This window comes from Streptomyces sp. NBC_01384 (genome assembly GCF_045040035.1).
GTDB lineage: Bacteria > Actinomycetota > Actinomycetes > Streptomycetales > Streptomycetaceae > Streptomyces.
Window position 1 is genome coordinate 710,491 of record NZ_CP109559.1, and the last position, 15,435, is coordinate 725,925.

The following is a 15,435-nucleotide window of genomic DNA, read 5'->3' on the forward strand; positions in this document are numbered from 1 at the left end:
GTCTCGCAGCGGCGCAAAGCAGTTGAATTCCCGCAGGTACTGGGCTGTCTCGGCCAGGATATCTGGACTGCCGTTGCGGTCGGGGTCCTTGTGCCCGGCAATCACGTGCGCAGGGTTCAGTGCGGCGAGTTTCTCGGCGGCGCGCGCCCACTGCTCACGAGAGTCGGCGGTGGTTTCGGCTGTCCACTGGTGGATGTTGTTGTAGGCCGCGTCTGACACCGCGGACGTGCTCGGCGGCCTACCGGCCGCACACCTGTGCAAGAAGCACACAACGATATCCGGACTGGTGTTTCCGACCCACCGCTACGTCGTGCCCACCAACGAAAACGGACAGGTCCTTAGCGAGCCGGTCCTGGTCACCATCGACCTCACACACATCTCCGTCACCTGGCCCCTCGAAGCCGAGCCTGTGCCGCCCACTGGGAATGACGTGCACACGGAAGCTACTTGAGAGAAAGACGCACAGTGACATCACAACCGGACGGACTCGTCAGGCGACGCCCGTGACGCCTGGCGAGGCAAGACCTCCCCGGCGTGCGGCCCGTAGCACTGAAAACCCAAGGGCCGTCCAGAATAGGACCGGGTCACGGCGCTGAACGGTCCTCCAGCCGATCCGGCGCCGGCTCGCTCGTGGACACGCGGGGAAGAAGGGCCAATGCCTGCTCGGCAGCCCCGATGACAACCTCCGCTGCGGCTCCCGCTCTGCCCAGGGCCTCCAGTCCCCGCAGCACAGCAAGGAGAAGGCTTGCGAGCCCGTCCGTGTCCGCTTCGGCGTCCAGCGAGCCCTCCTCCTGGGCCCGGGCAAGGCAGTCCGACAGCTGGCTGTGCATTCCGCGGACAGTCGCAGCAATCCGCTCGGCGACGGTCTTGTCGACTGCGCCGAGTTCCGTGGCGCTCCTGGCCATCATGCAGCCGCGCCGCTCCACGTCCCTGCTGATCGCTTCGGAGACGTCGCATACAAAGCGTTCCAGCTGCGGGAGGGCCGGTCCCGGGCCGCGCAGAGCCGAACGCCAGGCTCCGATCGCGTCACTGTTGTAGCTGTCCAGAGCTTGCAGGAACAGGGCGTGTTTGTCTCCGAAGGCCCCGTACAGGCTTCCGCGTCCCAAGCCCGTGACGGCGCTCAGATCGTCGATGGAGGTTCGGTCGTAGCCGTGGGACCAGAACTGGTCGCGAGCAGCCCGAACGACTTCCTCGTCGTCAAACTGCCGAGGCCGGGACATAAGAAAACTGTACGCCGTGTACGGGGCATTACGGGACGAAGACAGGACAGTACGAGCCTGTTTCGAGGCTTGCGAACATCGGCTTGCCCGAACGGCCAAGCTTGTACTGCCCGCCCCGCTCGCCCTCAGAAGGGCACCCCGGGAACCCCTATGACCCGATGAACGGAAGAAACGGCAGAGGCCCCTTCGCCGACTGCAGCGGCGACACGCTTGATTGACCCATGTCGTACGTCGCCAGCGGCAAAGACACGGGGAATACTCGTTTCAAAGGGAAGCGGGGAACGTTGCAGTTCCTGCCAGGACGGCCCCAGATCTTTTTCAGCAATGTGCACATCGGTATATATGAATCCGTCCTTGTCGGCTGCGCAGGCCGCATTTAGCCAATCAGTTGCCGGTGTTGCACCTATGAAGCAGAAAAGCCCGCTGCATCCCAGCAGAGATTCGACGCCAGTAGCGGAATTTCTGATCCTGACGGCCTCCAGGGAGTCTTCCCCTTCGAGTGCTGTCACTTCGCTTGACGTATGCACGGTAACGCGCGGATCCGCGAGGATGCGGCGAACAAGATAAGAGGACATGCGGGCCCTGATGTTGTCGCGGCGCAGGATGATGTTGACTGCAATTGATTTACCGGCCAGGAACAGAGCCGCTTGCCCTGCAGAGTTCGCCCCTCCCAGCACGGACACCGATCTCCCCGCACACGAACGGACTTCCAGCTCAGTGGCAGCGTAATAGATTCCCGCCCCTTCGAAGTGTTTCCAGCGGGCGATTGGAAGGGACTGGTAGCGGGCGCCGGTAGCGATAATAGCGGCGCGCGCATGAATATCCGTGCCGTCGGACAGGGAAATCTGTATCCGGTCGGCAAGGGGCTGGAGGCTTACGGCACGCGAAGGCGAGTACAGGCGAGATCCGAATTTCAGCGCCTGTATAGCGGCGAGGCGGGTCAGTTCGGCGCCACTGATTCCGTTGGGGAATCCCAAGTAGTTCTCGATGCGGGAACTTGCTGCTGCCTGACCTCCAGGGCCCACGGCATCAAGCAGGACAGTTCCGAGTCCTTCTGATGATCCATACACCGCGGCACCCAGCCCGGCAGGGCCACCCCCGATGACAGCTAGGTCTATCTCTTCATCCTTGATTCCTTCATGTGACAGTCCCAGATTCATCGCGAGGTTTCCGGGCGTGGCGTTGCGCAGCGAGCGCCCCGGAAGGAGAACGGCAGGCAAATCACCTGCGGTGAGCGAAGCGAGCCCCATCAGCAGCAACCCGTCTGGGGTTGCGTCGTCCACCCAGCGATACGGAAGTGCCATGTGTTCAAGGTACGAGCGCAGCGCCAGGCACTCTGCAGAGGAAGCGCCTCCGATGACCTCAATGGTGCGCGAGGCAGACTCCATCAAAATTTCACGTCGAGCCCTGAAAGCGGTGAGCAGGATGTCGGATAGTGCGGTCTCGGTTTCCATCAGCAAGCGAAACCGGTCGGGTGGAATTCGATAGATAAGGCCATCCGTGGCAGCGCGGGCAGGGAGATACACGAACTGTCCCGTGAGAATACTGAGTTCACCGATAAATTCTCCGGGCCCGAAGGTGACAATCACCTCCTCGGAATAACCCGGACCTGCCTCTCTGATGATTTCAAGCTGGCCTTCTTCGATTACCACCAGGTCATACTTGTCATCTCCAAGGCGGAATATAAACTGCCCTGCGGAGATGTTCTGCGGAACTCCGAACTCAAAAAGTCGGGCCAGCTGGTCTCCCGCAAGGTGAGGATAGGCTCTATCGCCCCAGATTCGGCGGCCTGGTTGTCGCGAGGGCATGATCTGCTCCCCTAGATCGAGGCATTACACCGGCAGCCGGCCCCACACTGTACTGACGCGCCAGTCGTCCAATAATGGGGGCCGCCCGCCCCGGCGTGCACCGCACGTAGGCCGGGCACGGCCCCGGCACGACGGGGCTCACGCTACGACGGGAGGCTCTTGAGCGCGGTCTTGACCAATCGCAGCCACTGGTCGGCATGGGTTGGCCCTTCCCGGCTCCGAGCTCTTCGATGCCTGCGGCAAGAACTAGCCCTTCAAAGACGGGGCGCAGTTCCCCAGCCTCCGCTGGCAGCCGGGCCGATCCGTCTTCCGGCCTCTCTTCGCGGCTATGCCGACATAGGGCGGCCGTATTCAGACCTGGACAAGGCCGCCGTCAACGAAGAGCTCGGCTCCCGTGGTGAAGGAGCTCTGGTCGGAGGCGAGAAAGACGGCCGTGGCGGCGACTTCGTCGGGGCGTCCTATCCTGCCGAGGGGAATCTCGTCGGCGAGACGGTCCGCCAGTTGCTGTTCGCCCTTTGCCGGGCTGCCCATACCGCGGATGCCCGGGGTCTCTATCGGTCCCGGGCTGAGAGCATTGACACGGATGCCGCGCCCTGCGAGTTCGGCGGCCCAGGTGCGGGCCAGGTTGCGGATGGCGGCCTTAGTGGCACTGTAGACCGTCATGGCCTGGACGCCCATCGAGGCGTTGGTGGACGAGAGCACGATGACCGAGGCCCCCTCCGGCAGCAACGGCAGCGCCTTCTGGACCGTGAATATCGTCCCCTTGACGTTGATGTCGAAGGTCGAACGGTACTGCTCCTCGGTGATCTCCTCCAGCCGTGCCAGCTCGCCGCCGCCGGCGTTGGCCACGACGACATCCAGACGCCCGCTGCCGCCCTGGATGATCTCGAAGAGGTGATCCAGCGCCTCGAGATCCGAGACATCACTTTGTATGCCGATGGCCCGTCCCCCGAGGGTTTCCACAGCCGCATCAAGTTCGTTTTTACGTCGGCCTGTGAGGTAGACGGTGGCGCCCTCGGCGACGAACCGACGGGCTATGGCCAGACCGATCCCGGTCGAGCCGCCAGTCACCAGGCTGATCTTGCCATCAAGCTGTCCCATGATGCCCACATCTCTCTTGCGGCAACCCGACCAGAGACGGACTGAATGCCCAGCGCGCCGGCACGCAGCAGCTACGCCCCAACCGACGACGGAGTCCTCCGCGTCCTAGCTCACGGACCGCATGGTTTAGATGGATTTGTACCTATTAGTAAAGAAGCCTTAAGTGGCGCGCTGCAACCGGAGGGGTACGCGGTCCGTGTGGACGACCGCGACGCGCAGCCCGCCGTAGGTGTCCGGGTGGATGGTGCGGGTGAAGTCGATCCGCAGCCGTAGGGGTGCCGTTAACGAGCGGCGAACCAGGTGACAAGTAACCTGCCAGTAGCTTTTGGATCGAAGACGCTCCGTATGCGCGCATGTCAGAGGACCCGGCCGTGGCCGGGGTCCTCTGAGGTTCTGGGGTCGGGCTACACGGCGGCTGGCTCGGGGTCTGGCTCCTGCGGGACGGGCTGGGCGAGCTGGGCGAGCTGAAGACGGCGGCCCATATTTAGCCGTACCTCGCCGTAGGGCTGGATGTGCATCCAGAACAGCGGGGTCAGGGCGCGTTTGTCCTCGTCAGTCAGGAGGTCTGCCCACTCCGGATCGGCGAGCATGTCTTGGATCATCAAGGTGTTAACGAAGACCAGCGCCGTTTGCAAGAGGTGGAGTGAGAGAACAGAGAGTTCTTGCTGGTCACGGAGGTTGCTGCTCAGCTCCCCGCTCTTGCCGAAGAAGATGATGTCGTTGGCGCCGTTCCAGCCCTCGACGACGTTGAGCCCTTCTTGGATCTCGCGCTGAAGGTCGCGGTCGCGCAGATAGCGGGCGACGAAGATGGTCTTCTGGGCGCGGCCGACTTCGAGCATCGCCTGGTAGACGGGGTGCGAGGCCGTGCGGGTGAAGCGCCGCAGGATCGCCTCGGTGGAGGCGGTGCCGACCCGGATCGCGGTGGCGTACTTGATGAGCTGGTCGTAGTTGTTCTCGATGACGTCCCAGCGGATCGGGCGGGTCATCGCGTCCGCCAGGCGCTCGTAGGTGTCATCGTCCTCGCGGCCGGGCCGGTACAGCTTGACCTTGTTGATCTGCTTGATGCGCGGCAGCAGGTCGTAGCCCAGGAGCCTGGTCAGTCCGAACCCGATTTCCGACTGGCCGTGCGAATCGACGTAGTTGCCCTCGGCCTGCATGGTGGTGGCGTGCCGCATCATGCCCTCGATCGCGGCGGCGACCTCCGAGGCGGTGCAGTTCAGAAGCTGGCTGTGAATGGCCATCGAACCCTTTTCGATGTGCCAGTACACGAGCACGCCGCGGCCCCCGTAACGGGAGTGCCACTCGGTGAAGATGTTGCGGTCCCAGGCTTTGAAGTGCGTGGAGTCCGAGGCCACGGTGGTGGTGCCCTGGCCCCAGACCGCTTCGGAGCGGGCCGCGAAGGTGGCATTCGCTATCTCGACGCCGGCGGCCTTCAGCCCGACGGCGGTCAGATAGCGGCGGGCCGTGTAGCGCAGCTCTTCCTCGGTGTGCTTGTGCTCGCCGGACGCGACGGAGCTGATCCCTGAGTTGGTGCCGTAGGCGTACGCGATCAGGAGCAGGCGTTCCAGGAGCTTCGCCTCGTCGATCGCCTCCCGCGTGCCGACCGGGGCGAGGGCCTTGAGCATCCCGGTGCGCAGGGCGGCCTCTTTGAGGATGTCGATGAGGGCGACGGTGCCCCATTTCTTGCGGATCGCCTTCTTGAGCTTGCGCAGGTTCTTCGGCTCTTTCTGCGGCTCGGGCTCGGTGAACTTGATCGCGCCGTTGCGGTGCTTGCCGCTGATCGTGACCCACGGCAGCTTCGGCAGTTTGGTGTCCAGCGCGCCGAGCTCGGCGCGCATCTCGGCCTGGAGTTGGGCGGTGAACACCTTCGCCTCGCCCGGCTTGTTGAGCTTCTCGTAGTAGTCCGCGCGCCTGACTTCGAAGTCGTCCGGGAGGTCGTCGTCGGGGTTGCGCCACTTGTCGGCGCCGACGACCCAGATCTCCTTGCAACGCAGCCGGTCGCGCAGGGCCTGGAAGACGCACGCCTCGTACACGGTGCGCATGACTCGCTTGGGTCCCTTGTCGGGGGTGAAGAGCGCGAACTCCATCCAGTCCTTGCGTACGACGCCTTCGAGCGGGATGGTCCCGCCGAGGGGAAGGTAGGTGGTGGAGGAGTCCTTGTGCCGCTCGATCAGCTTCAACGCGTCCATGACGGGCTTGTGCTGGTCGTTGGAGGAGCGGAAGTCGAGCACGCCGAGGAGCTTCATCAGCCCGCTGCGGTAGTGGTTGGAGTAGGAGGACTTGAACACCTCCCGCTTGGAGCGGGCGAACTCGGCGTTCGTCGCCTTCATCTCCGCAACCAGGTCCTTCAGCGTCTTCTCTCCGCCGGCCGCCGGGAAGACCACGGAGCGGACCGAGCCGTCGAGGGCGCCGAGCGAGGCGGCGGCGATCTTTCCGAGGAGTCCGGACTTGCCGCGGACCTTGGTGAACTCGGCGACGAATGCCTCGGTCACCTTCTTCTCCGCCCGCGCGTTGATGCGGTGCACGGTGGAGTTCAGCAGCTCCACGAGGGTGTCGGTGATCTCCCGCTGACGCTGGAACAGCAGCGCGGCGAGCAGGACGTGCCGCACCTCGGGGGAGAAGCGGCGCAGGTGGCTCGGGGCAGCGGCTGAGGCTCTGGCCCGCCAGACGTTGATGACCTGGACGCCGATGCCGGTGAACGCCTTGGCCGGGATGCTGACGGCGCGGACCTGCTTGAGTTTGGAGATCTCGTCCAGCAGTGAGTTGAGGCTGACGTTGCCCGGATGGGACTTGATGTCGGAGAGCACCGACTCCAGGTCTTCGTCCGCACCGTCGCCGTCCACGGACTCGATGTCGTCATCCTGCTCGCTGTCGCCGGTCGGATCCGTGAAGACCAGCGCGTCCAGCCGGCGGGGGCAGTCTTCTTCCCGCGCGAGGCGTGCGGCGACCTCGACGACGGCCCGGTCGTCGGCCTGGTGCAGCGCGGACCGGATGATCGTTGCAATCTGGGCCGCGGTCGGCGGCTCGATCAGGTCCACCCGCATCTGCCGCAGCAGCTCGGCCCGCACCTGTTCCTCGCGGCTTTCGTCGTGCCAGATCACGTCCACCAGGTGCGAGACGAGCTTGACCAGGTCGGTCTTCGAGCACTCGTGCCACCCGGTCAGATCCCGCAGCTCGCTGTGGTGCCGCTTCGCGACGCGGGAGGTGAAGTCATAGAACCCCAGCTCGGACGCGGCAACGCCCACCTGCTTGGCGACATGCTCGACCGCATCGGGCGACAGCTCCAGACGCATCTTGGGAAACCGACCGCGCCAGGTCAGAAACTTCAGCTGGACGGCGAAGCCCAGCCTCGTGGCGCCGGTCTTGTTCCTTAACCAGCCCGCCTCGTCGCCGGACAGGGTGAAGTGGTCCACCACCCCGTCCAGACCCAGATCCCGCCCCACAGCTCGGTCCCTTCCACAAGCCCCGTGATCGATCTTCGGGCTGGACGGTAGGGGCGCTGGTGTACGGCTGGCGCGGGTATCGGCGAAGTGCTCGGGAGGGACGGGGTGACCTGGTACAGCTACCGGCTCAGCCGCAAGACGGCGTCCACGTCGCCGGTGCAGAGAAGACCGGTGAGGCCTGACCGCGCTGTTCTGGTCGAACGTCAACCCGTACGGGACGTTCCGGCTCGCCATGGACAAGCGGCTCGACCTGGTTCCCGTGACAGCTCCCCGGCCCTGGTAATTCGGTGCAGCCGACACGGCACGCGCAAGGCGATGAGCGCTCTGAGTGTCAGACGGCCTTTCGGGGGCGGGTGGTGCCGAGGCGTTCCCAGAGGCCGATCAGATGCGCGTGCAGGACTTCCTCGGCTTCCTCTGCGGTCAAGTGGCCTATGAGTACATGGGTGGTGAGGCCGTCGGCGAGGGCGAGCAGAGTGCAAGCCTCGTGCTGCGGGTCGGGCGGCGTAGCGCCTTCGTCGGCCGAGCCGCTCTCGGCGGCCTCCGTGATGAGGCGGACGACGAGATTCTGGAGGGCCGCGTAGTTGGTTCTCAGCGGGCCAGCGAGTGGCTCGCTGACAGCGGCCTGAGCGACAAACGCGAGCCAGATCCGTGCTTCGGCGCGGTGTTCTTCGTGGAGCAGGGCAATCTCGTGGGTCGCGTGGCCCAGGGCGGTGGCGGCCGACTGGGCCGGGCTTACGGCCAGGCGGGTCCTCACACGTTCGGTGATGCGGTCGCCGACGTGGTCGACGGCGAAGAGGAGCATCTCACCCTTGCTGCGGAAGCAGCGCTGAACGGCGCCCAGCGAGACCTGCGCGCGGGCGGCGACGTCGCGCATGCTCACTCCCTCCAGCCCGTGTTCGTCGGCGAGGAGGCAGACGGCCTCGGCGATCCGGCGGCGTCGGCTTTCGTAGTCCACCTGTTTGGGCATGCTCGGTCAGCCTCCTTATTCCAATACGATCGTATCGCTACCGGGCCAGGGTTCGGACACAAGCACTTCGGCATGTGGATGGGAAGCGCGATGATCAGGCAGAACGCCCTGTGGGCAATGACGGCCGCCGCCCAGGCGGAGGCGGTCCGAGGCGGAGAGATATCGGCGGTCGAACTGGTCGACAGCCACCTGGAACGCATCGCCGAGGTCAACCCGCAGGTCAACGCGGTCACGCAGCTGTTGGCTGAGCGAGCCCGCGAGGCCGCGGCACACACGGACCAGCGGCGAGCAGCGGGCGAAGAACTCGGGCCGCTGGCCGGCGTGCCGTTCACGGTGAAGGAGTCCACTGCTGTCGAAGGCGTGCCGACCACACTCGGAACGCCACGCTTCCGCGACTTGGTGGCTCCGGCCGACGCACCTCCTGTGGCCCGGCTCCGCGCGGCGGGAGCCATACCGATCGGCCACAGCAACATGCCCACCCTGGTTCTGGCCGGGATGCACACCCGCAGCGAGTTGTTCGGCGACACCGTCAACCCGTGGAACCGGAGCCGGACCCCGGGCGGCAGCAGTGGCGGTGACGGAGTGGCCGTCGCCACTGGCATGGCCGCGCTCGGACTCGGCAATGATTCCGGCGGATCAGTACGGATCCCGGCCTCGTTCTGCGGCGTGACGGGGCTGAAGCCGACCACCGGGCGGTTCCCCGCCGACCACCGCGTCCTCGGACCGGACGACCCGGGACCAGCCTCACAGATGCTGGTCACCGACGGGCCCCTTGCCCGTACGGTCGCCGACCTGCGGCTGGCATACGAGGCGCTGGCCGGGACCGACCCGCGGGACCCGCGGGCCGTACCCGTGCCCCTCTACGGCGAACCGCTGCCGGGACCGGTCAAGGTCGCGGTCGTGACCGACCCTGGCGGCCACGGCGTTCATCCCACGGTCCGCGGGGCCGTCGCGGCGGCAGCGGACGCGTTGCGCGACGCCGGGTACGACGTGCGGGAGATGGCGGATGTTCCGCGGTTGGACGAGGCACTCGCGGCGTACGGCCGGATCACCGTGACCGAATTCGCGCCGCCCTGGCCAGCGGTGCGGAAACTGCTCGGCGAAGGCGGAGACCGTTACATCCAGATGGCCATGGAGAAGACTCCGCCCGCGAACGCCGCAGAGCTCACGAAGCTGATGGGGACCTGGCTCGGCATCCGCCGCTCCTGGGCGGAGTTCCTCGACGAGTTCCCGCTGCTGCTCGGACCGGTGTTCACCGAGCCGCCCGTCGAACCGGGACTGGAGTCACGCGACGAAGCGGGACGGGAACGGGTCTCCGAGAGCATGCGCCTGTGCACGGTGACCAGCTTTGTGGGCGTTCCCGCGGTCGCCGTGCCGACCGGAGTCAGCGACGGACTGCCGTCCGGCGTACAGATCATCGGGCGCGCGTTCCGGGAAGACCTATGCCTGGCCGCTGCCCAGGAGATCGAGGACCGCCTCGGCGTGTTCACGCCGATCGACCCTCGCCCCGAAGTCCCGACTGCCGCGCGGTAGGCGGAGCTACGACAGCGGGCAAAGAGACGGCCCAGGGGCCGACGAGCGGCGCGGAGGAGGCAGCATCCGTGCCGCGCCGCTCGCGGGCCCCTCCCCGGGGCATGACCCAGATACGCCAGAAACCCGCCACGGGATGATCTTCGAGGCTGGGGAGTTTGCTACAGGGTGTCGGTCGCGAGGGCGTTGACGCGGTTCTCGTACTCGCGGCGAGCCTTGCGCTGCGCCGGTACCGCCGAGGTTCCAGGGGTGCCGTCGAGGGATTGGCAGAGGTCAAGGAGTCGGCGGTGGATCGCAGGCGGGGCGGTGACGCGCAGGGTGTAGCCCTGGCCGCGCCGTACGGTTACGCCCTGATCGAGCGTGGCGCGCTCGGCGTCGTCGAGGTCGGACGCGCGGAGGAAGTCGGCGATCTTGCCCGGCATGTCGAGAACGACCGGCAACTCCGGGGCCAGGGCGTCCGGGGGATCGGCGGCCGTGTACTCGGGCAGCAGGTCGGCGACGGCGGTTCGGATGGCGCCGCGGCTGACGTGGTGGTCGCGGGCGAGGGGGTTTCGTGAGGTCTGCACAGGGTGGGAAGCACTTGCCGCGCGCGGTGCGGTTGCTGATTGTGGCGCGGGCGGTGAACCGGCTGGGGGCGTTCTCCCTGCCGTTCCTCACCGTGCTGATCACGACGAGTTTCGGTGCCAGCACCGTCGTCGCCGGGTACATCAGCGCCGCCTTCGGGCTCGCCACGATTCCCTCGCGCCTGGTCGGCGGTCGCCTGGCCGACCGTATCGGCCGACGGCGCACGATCGTGGTCGGGCTGACCGCGTGCGCGGTGGCGCAACTGGGCATCGCCTCGTCCAATGAGCTGGTGCCGGCGGCCTGCTTCGCGGTGCTGATGGGGTTGGCCTTCGAAATCTACGAGCCGCCCAGCCAGGCGATGATCGCGGATGTCGTGGCGCCGGGTGAGCAGGTCCGCGTCTACGGTCTGCTGAACGCGGCCCTGGCAGTAGCGGGCATGGGTGCGGGCCTTCTGGCGGCCGGGCTGGGGCGCTGGGACCTGCGGTGGCTCTTCGTGGTCGATGCCCTCACCTGCCTGCTCTGCGCGCTGACCGTGCACCTGGTCCTGCCCGCGGACCGCCCCTCCGCGGCAGCGGCAACAGAGCAGGCGGTCACCGTCGCCCCCTGGCGAGATCGCTCGTTGCTCGTGATGCTCGCGGCAGGGACGCTGTTCGCGGTGGTCTACCTCCAGATCATGATCGCGCTGCCGCTGTCCCTGGAACTCCGCGGACTGCAACCGGCCGACGCCGGGCTGCTGTTCACCACGTCCGCCCTCACCATCACCGCCGGGCAGCCACTGTTGCGGCTCAAACGACTCGCCACACTCCCGGCACCTGCCGCCTTCGCCGGCGGCTATCTCCTGCTGGCGCTTGGGCTTGCCGGATACGCTCTCGCTCACGGCCTGGTCGCCTACATCGCGGCAACCATCGTGTGGAGCGTGGGCGACCTGCTCCTCGTGGGCCGCGCGTACGCACTCGTTGCCGGCATGGCCCCCGCCGGAGGGAAGGGGCGATACCTGGCGGTCTACGGCACAAGCTGGGGCATCGGCGGGATTGTCGCCCCGCTCATCGGCACACAGCTGCTTGAGCATGCTGGAACTCTCGGGTTGTGGTGCGCCATGTCCTTTGCGTGTCTGATCCTCGCGGCCCTGCATCCTGCCTGGATCCGCACCGCCGACGACGGCCGTGAACGGGACGCGACGCTCGCTCGGGATCAGGCTGCCTGTCCGTAGCCGTCGGCTCCGGCCCGGTCGTCGCCGCGTAGCGGGCTGAAGTCGACGTCGAGGTGCGGGTCGTACGCCTCGGGCTGGATGCCGAGTTCGTGGGTGGAGTATTCGCCGAAGCGGCGGATGTGCTCGGTCAGGTACGGCGAGATGTGGGCCAGGTCCTCGGGGTCGACGACGTCGCCCTCTCCTTGGAGCTGACGGACGATCTCGGCGATGTCCAGGGCGTTGTGGAAGATGACCGCGTTCGTGAGCAGCGCATTGAATTTCGCGGTCTTCTCCTGCTCGACGGGGTCGTTGTCGGTGATGACGCCGCCGTTGCCGAAGCCGATCCACTGGGAGAAGCCGTTGAACGCCTCGACCTTGTTCGTGGCCGCGGTCACCCGTCGGCGCAGCGGGGCGTCGGAGAGGTAGCGCAGCAGCTGGACGGTGCGGATGACGCGGCCGACCTCGCGGAAGGCGGTGTAGGTGGCGTTCTTGCGGGAGCCCGCGCGCAGGCGCCGCAGCAGCAGAGTGGAGGAGATGGCTCCCTCGCGCACCGAGATCGCTACCCGCATCAGGTGCCGGAACTGGGACTCGATCAGGTCGAAGTCGATGACGTTGCGGCCGCTCTCGCCGAACAGCGCGTCGATGTGGACGTACTCGGTCTGCTTGGTGGGCCGGTAGAAGGTGAGGTCCTTCCAGTTCCTGATGCGGGGCATCAGATCGAAGCCCAGCAGGTGGGCGAGCGCGAAGACCGGGAAGGACTGACCCTGGGTGTCGGCGTGCCCGGTGGTCGGCTTCCGCTCGGAGGTGTTCTTGAGCAGGCCCTCGATGATGTAGACGGCCTCCCACACGCCGCACGGGATGAAGTGTGTGAACAGCGCGATGTACGTGTCCGAGATGTGGTGGTAGGCGATGCCGCCCGGCTTGCCGTACCGCACGGACGTCTCGGAGAGCAGGTTGTTGAGGTAGGTGTCCATGTGGGTGCCGTCCGCGGCGACCGTGGAGCCGTCGCCCCATGCCTGGGAGATGTCGAGTCGGGCGTGCGCGTTGACCAGGTCGGCGATCGCCTCGTTGAGCGTCGGGATGGAGAAGTGCCGGTTCGCGGCCAGCGACAGCTCGTGCCCGCTCACGCCGGGGATGTGGCGGGCGGCCTCGTAGGGGCCCATGTTGGTGCCCTTCACGAACGTGGTGATCACGTACCGGCCGAAGGGGTCCTTCAGCTTCGGCTCGTTGCCGGAGGCGGGGCCGAAGCGGCGCCACCACTCCACCCAGTACGCCGTGCGGGAGATGATCCCGATCAGGGAGCGCTCCGGCATCCGGGCCTTGATCTCCTGCTCCAGTGCCTTCGCTGAGGCCCGCTGGCCCTCGGAACGGTGGGCCTTGAGAGAGGGAATGCCGGTCTCGGGGGCGATGACCAGGCCCTCGTTGTCCGGGTAGCCGGCATCGGCCGTCGCGGCGGCCGCGGTGAGCTTGTCCTCCAGCTGCCGGCGGAACGACACCGCGTCGTACGGCGCATCGTCGCCGGGCTCGGCGAGGCCGACCTCCACCAGGTAGTCGCCCAGCTTTACCTCGACGTCCTCCCACGGCAGGAGCTGCTCGCTCCAGTCCGCGTACTCCTCGGAGCCGGCCACCGCGACGTCGCCGGTCCTGAGTTCCCCGGCGAGCGCGGCGAAGACCATCGCCTCGAAGTGCTTGCGGACGAAGGCGCCTGGCCGGTTCTTGTCCCGGATGGCCTTCTGCCAGTTCAGTGTGGCGAAGGAGATGTCGACCGGGCGGCCGTCCTCGTGCCGTTCCGGGATGTAGTCGCGGGAGGTCTTGTACCGGCGGGCGTGCGCGAGCGCGTCCAGGACGCGGTTGTCCTCCGAGGTGGCCGTCAGCTCCAGGCGGGTGGTCAGGTCGTACATCGTGGAGCGGTCCTTGAGCAGGTGTCCGTACAGCAGCACCTCCCAGTAGTTGCCGTGGTGGGCGGCGACCTTCTCGATCTGCTCGTACTGCCCCTCGAACCCTCCGAAGTCGTCCACCGCCGCCGCGGGCACCCCCAGGGCGCCAGCCTGCACCCGCAGAGCCTTCGCCATCGTGTGCAGGCCGGGCGCGAGCTGGCCGCCGAACCGTGCGGCCACGGCGTCGGCATCCGCGTCCTGATCGAGTTCCCCGACCACCGCCAGGATCTCCGCCGTCAGCGTGGCCGCCTTCTCCCGCGCGGCCTGTACGGGGCCGCCGGCGTCGATGTGCTGGAGCATGGTGCGATAGTTTCCGATCAGCGCCTCGACGATGGCCCGCTGTTGCTCCCGGATACTCTCCAGCTCTGCCTTGGCCCGCTTGACCTGCAACGCGATCCGCTTGCAGAACATCGTGGTCAGGTCGTCCCGGGCCCGCATCCGCGCCTTGTGCACGAGGCACACCAGCAGCGCGAGCCGCTTCACCAGGTTGTAGTCCCGAAGCCCCGGCGCGTCCGCGGCGTCCGCCTTCCCGGCGAAGTCCGTGATCTTCCCCGAGGCGACGCCGGACAGCCACACCCCGGTCTCGCCCAGCTCGTCCACCCACCCCAGGTGCTCGGCCTGGCCACGGAAGTGCGACCACGTTGGGGCCTTCGCCGACTGCTTCAGCCTGTTGAACTTCGTGGTGCCGGACTCGTCCTTCTCCGACAGCAAAGCCAGCAGCCGCTCCCGGTGGGCCTCGCTGAGCTGGTCGTAGATGCCCATGCAGATCGAGGCGTTCACCTCGGTACGAACCTTCGCCGCGAGCGCGTCCAGCGTGGTGAAGCCCGGCAGCTCCAGGCCGGCCTCGACGACCTTCTCCAGCGCGATGTTGATCAGGTCCGCCGGGCGGTTCTTCGACACGGCCTCGCTCCGCATCACCGCCTCGGCGATCTTCCGGGCCTTCGCCTTGTCGTACGACAACCCCGTCCGCTGGCGTACCGCGGTGCGCTGCCGCTCCGCCGTACGGCTCGCGGCCACCTGCGCGAACATCGCCCGCACCGATCAGCACGCCGCCAGCCTCCTACGCCGCGCCACCGTGCTCGATCAGCGGGCAGCCCACGTGCCCGGCCCGCTCGGCGAGCGGCTGCGCGGCAACGCCGAGCGCCTGCGCAACCTCGCCGACGCCCACCACCGCACCCGCGTCACCCTCCAGGACGGAACCGCATGAGCCCTGCACCCGACGAACGCGACCGTATCCGCACGGCCATGGACCGCATCCTGCAAGGAACGCCGCAGCACTCCAACGGCGCTCTGACGGTCGTCGCCCTGGCCCTGGAAGCCGGCGTACCCCGCAACGCACTGACCCAGCGCCACCCCGACCTCAAGAACGACTTCCACGCGCAGGTCAGGGCCCGCGGACAGATCCCGGACTCCGAGATCCGCCTGCGCAAGCAGATCGTCAAACTGAAGGAACTCCGCCAGCAGGACGCCACGGAGCTGGTCCAGCTGCGCACCGACGTCGACCACCTCGTACGCGCTGTCAACCAGTTGACCGTGGAGAACCGGCAACTGCGTGGTGCGCTGTCCCAACCCGGAGCCGCCGTCAAGGCATTGCCGTCCCAGCCTCGCCCCGACCGGATCCCGTGATTGCGTTCAAGGGCCCACTGGGGGATCGCCGAGGTAAGCTCAAAAGCCGC

At 66.9% G+C, this 15,435-nt stretch carries 11 protein-coding genes; 4 read left to right on the plus strand and 7 right to left on the minus strand.

Translation table 11 applies throughout. From position 1 onward, the window contains the following. Positions 1–584: 584 nt before the first annotated feature. The 5 genes from OG747_RS03050 to OG747_RS03070 all read right to left on the minus strand — a co-directional run bounded on the left by OG747_RS03050 (position 585) and on the right by OG747_RS03070 (position 8,539). Positions 585–1,220 carry a TetR/AcrR family transcriptional regulator gene (locus tag OG747_RS03050; protein WP_405877507.1) on the minus strand — a complete coding sequence of 212 codons (636 nt, stop codon included), beginning with the start codon at positions 1,218–1,220 and terminating at the stop codon, positions 585–587. A gap of 125 nt (positions 1,221–1,345) precedes the next feature. Continuing rightward, positions 1,346–3,028 (minus strand): FAD-dependent oxidoreductase, encoded by a 1,683-nt coding sequence (locus OG747_RS03055; RefSeq protein ID WP_405877509.1) that lies wholly within the window; start codon positions 3,026–3,028, stop codon positions 1,346–1,348. 351 nt (positions 3,029–3,379) lie between these two features. Next, positions 3,380–4,129 carry an SDR family NAD(P)-dependent oxidoreductase gene (locus tag OG747_RS03060; RefSeq protein WP_405885431.1) on the minus strand — a complete coding sequence of 250 codons (750 nt, stop codon included), beginning with the start codon at positions 4,127–4,129 and terminating at the stop codon, positions 3,380–3,382. Positions 4,130–4,533: 404 nt separating this feature from the next. Beyond that, positions 4,534–7,572: a Tn3 family transposase gene (locus OG747_RS03065; RefSeq protein ID WP_405877511.1), complete on the minus strand. Its 3,039-nt coding sequence runs from the start codon at positions 7,570–7,572 to the stop codon at positions 4,534–4,536. Between the two features lie 331 nt (positions 7,573–7,903). Continuing rightward, on the minus strand, positions 7,904–8,539 hold the full coding sequence (locus OG747_RS03070; RefSeq protein ID WP_405877513.1) for a TetR/AcrR family transcriptional regulator: 636 nt from the start codon (positions 8,537–8,539) through the stop codon (positions 7,904–7,906). Positions 8,540–8,629: 90 nt separating this feature from the next. Between OG747_RS03070 and OG747_RS03075 the strand changes: the two genes are divergently transcribed. Continuing rightward, on the plus strand, positions 8,630–10,072 hold the full coding sequence (locus OG747_RS03075) for an amidase (protein WP_405877515.1): 1,443 nt from the start codon (positions 8,630–8,632) through the stop codon (positions 10,070–10,072). Positions 10,073–10,230: 158 nt separating this feature from the next. Here the strand turns inward: OG747_RS03075 and OG747_RS03080 are convergent, their stop codons facing one another. Beyond that, on the minus strand, positions 10,231–10,635 hold the full coding sequence (locus OG747_RS03080) for a resolvase (protein ID WP_405877517.1): 405 nt from the start codon (positions 10,633–10,635) through the stop codon (positions 10,231–10,233). A gap of 14 nt (positions 10,636–10,649) precedes the next feature. Here OG747_RS03080 and OG747_RS03085 point away from each other — a divergent pair, with 14 nt between their 5' ends. Beyond that, positions 10,650–11,843 (plus strand): MFS transporter, encoded by a 1,194-nt coding sequence (locus OG747_RS03085; protein ID WP_405877519.1) that lies wholly within the window; start codon positions 10,650–10,652, stop codon positions 11,841–11,843. Here the strand turns inward: OG747_RS03085 and OG747_RS03090 are convergent. Continuing rightward, positions 11,825–14,719: a Tn3 family transposase gene (locus OG747_RS03090; RefSeq protein ID WP_405885432.1), complete on the minus strand. Its 2,895-nt coding sequence runs from the start codon at positions 14,717–14,719 to the stop codon at positions 11,825–11,827. The two genes, OG747_RS03085 and OG747_RS03090, sit on opposite strands and share 19 nt — an antisense overlap. On the opposite strand from OG747_RS03090, the gene OG747_RS03095 reads away from it, so the two are divergent. Further along, complete coding sequence (locus OG747_RS03095) at positions 14,625–14,966, plus strand: hypothetical protein (protein WP_405886072.1); 342 nt, start codon at positions 14,625–14,627, stop codon at positions 14,964–14,966. The two genes, OG747_RS03090 and OG747_RS03095, sit on opposite strands and share 95 nt — an antisense overlap. Next, entirely contained in the window at positions 14,963–15,385 is a 423-nt protein-coding gene (locus OG747_RS03100; protein ID WP_405877521.1) for a hypothetical protein, read from the plus strand. The genes OG747_RS03095 and OG747_RS03100 overlap by 4 nt, the downstream gene beginning before the upstream one ends. Positions 15,386–15,435 lie beyond the last annotated feature (50 nt).

Coding starts and splice junctions, on each gene's coding strand:
- OG747_RS03050 (WP_405877507.1), bottom strand. CDS start 1,220: ATGTCCCGGCCTCGGCAGTTTGACGACGAGGAAGTCGTTCGGGCTGCT.
- OG747_RS03055 (WP_405877509.1), bottom strand. CDS start 3,028: ATGCCCTCGCGACAACCAGGCCGCCGAATCTGGGGCGATAGAGCCTAT.
- OG747_RS03060 (WP_405885431.1), bottom strand. CDS start 4,129: ATGGGACAGCTTGATGGCAAGATCAGCCTGGTGACTGGCGGCTCGACC.
- OG747_RS03070 (WP_405877513.1), bottom strand. CDS start 8,539: ATGCCCAAACAGGTGGACTACGAAAGCCGACGCCGCCGGATCGCCGAG.
- OG747_RS03075 (WP_405877515.1), top strand. CDS start 8,630: ATGATCAGGCAGAACGCCCTGTGGGCAATGACGGCCGCCGCCCAGGCG.
- OG747_RS03095 (WP_405886072.1), top strand. CDS start 14,625: ATGTTGATCAGGTCCGCCGGGCGGTTCTTCGACACGGCCTCGCTCCGC.
- OG747_RS03100 (WP_405877521.1), top strand. CDS start 14,963: ATGAGCCCTGCACCCGACGAACGCGACCGTATCCGCACGGCCATGGAC.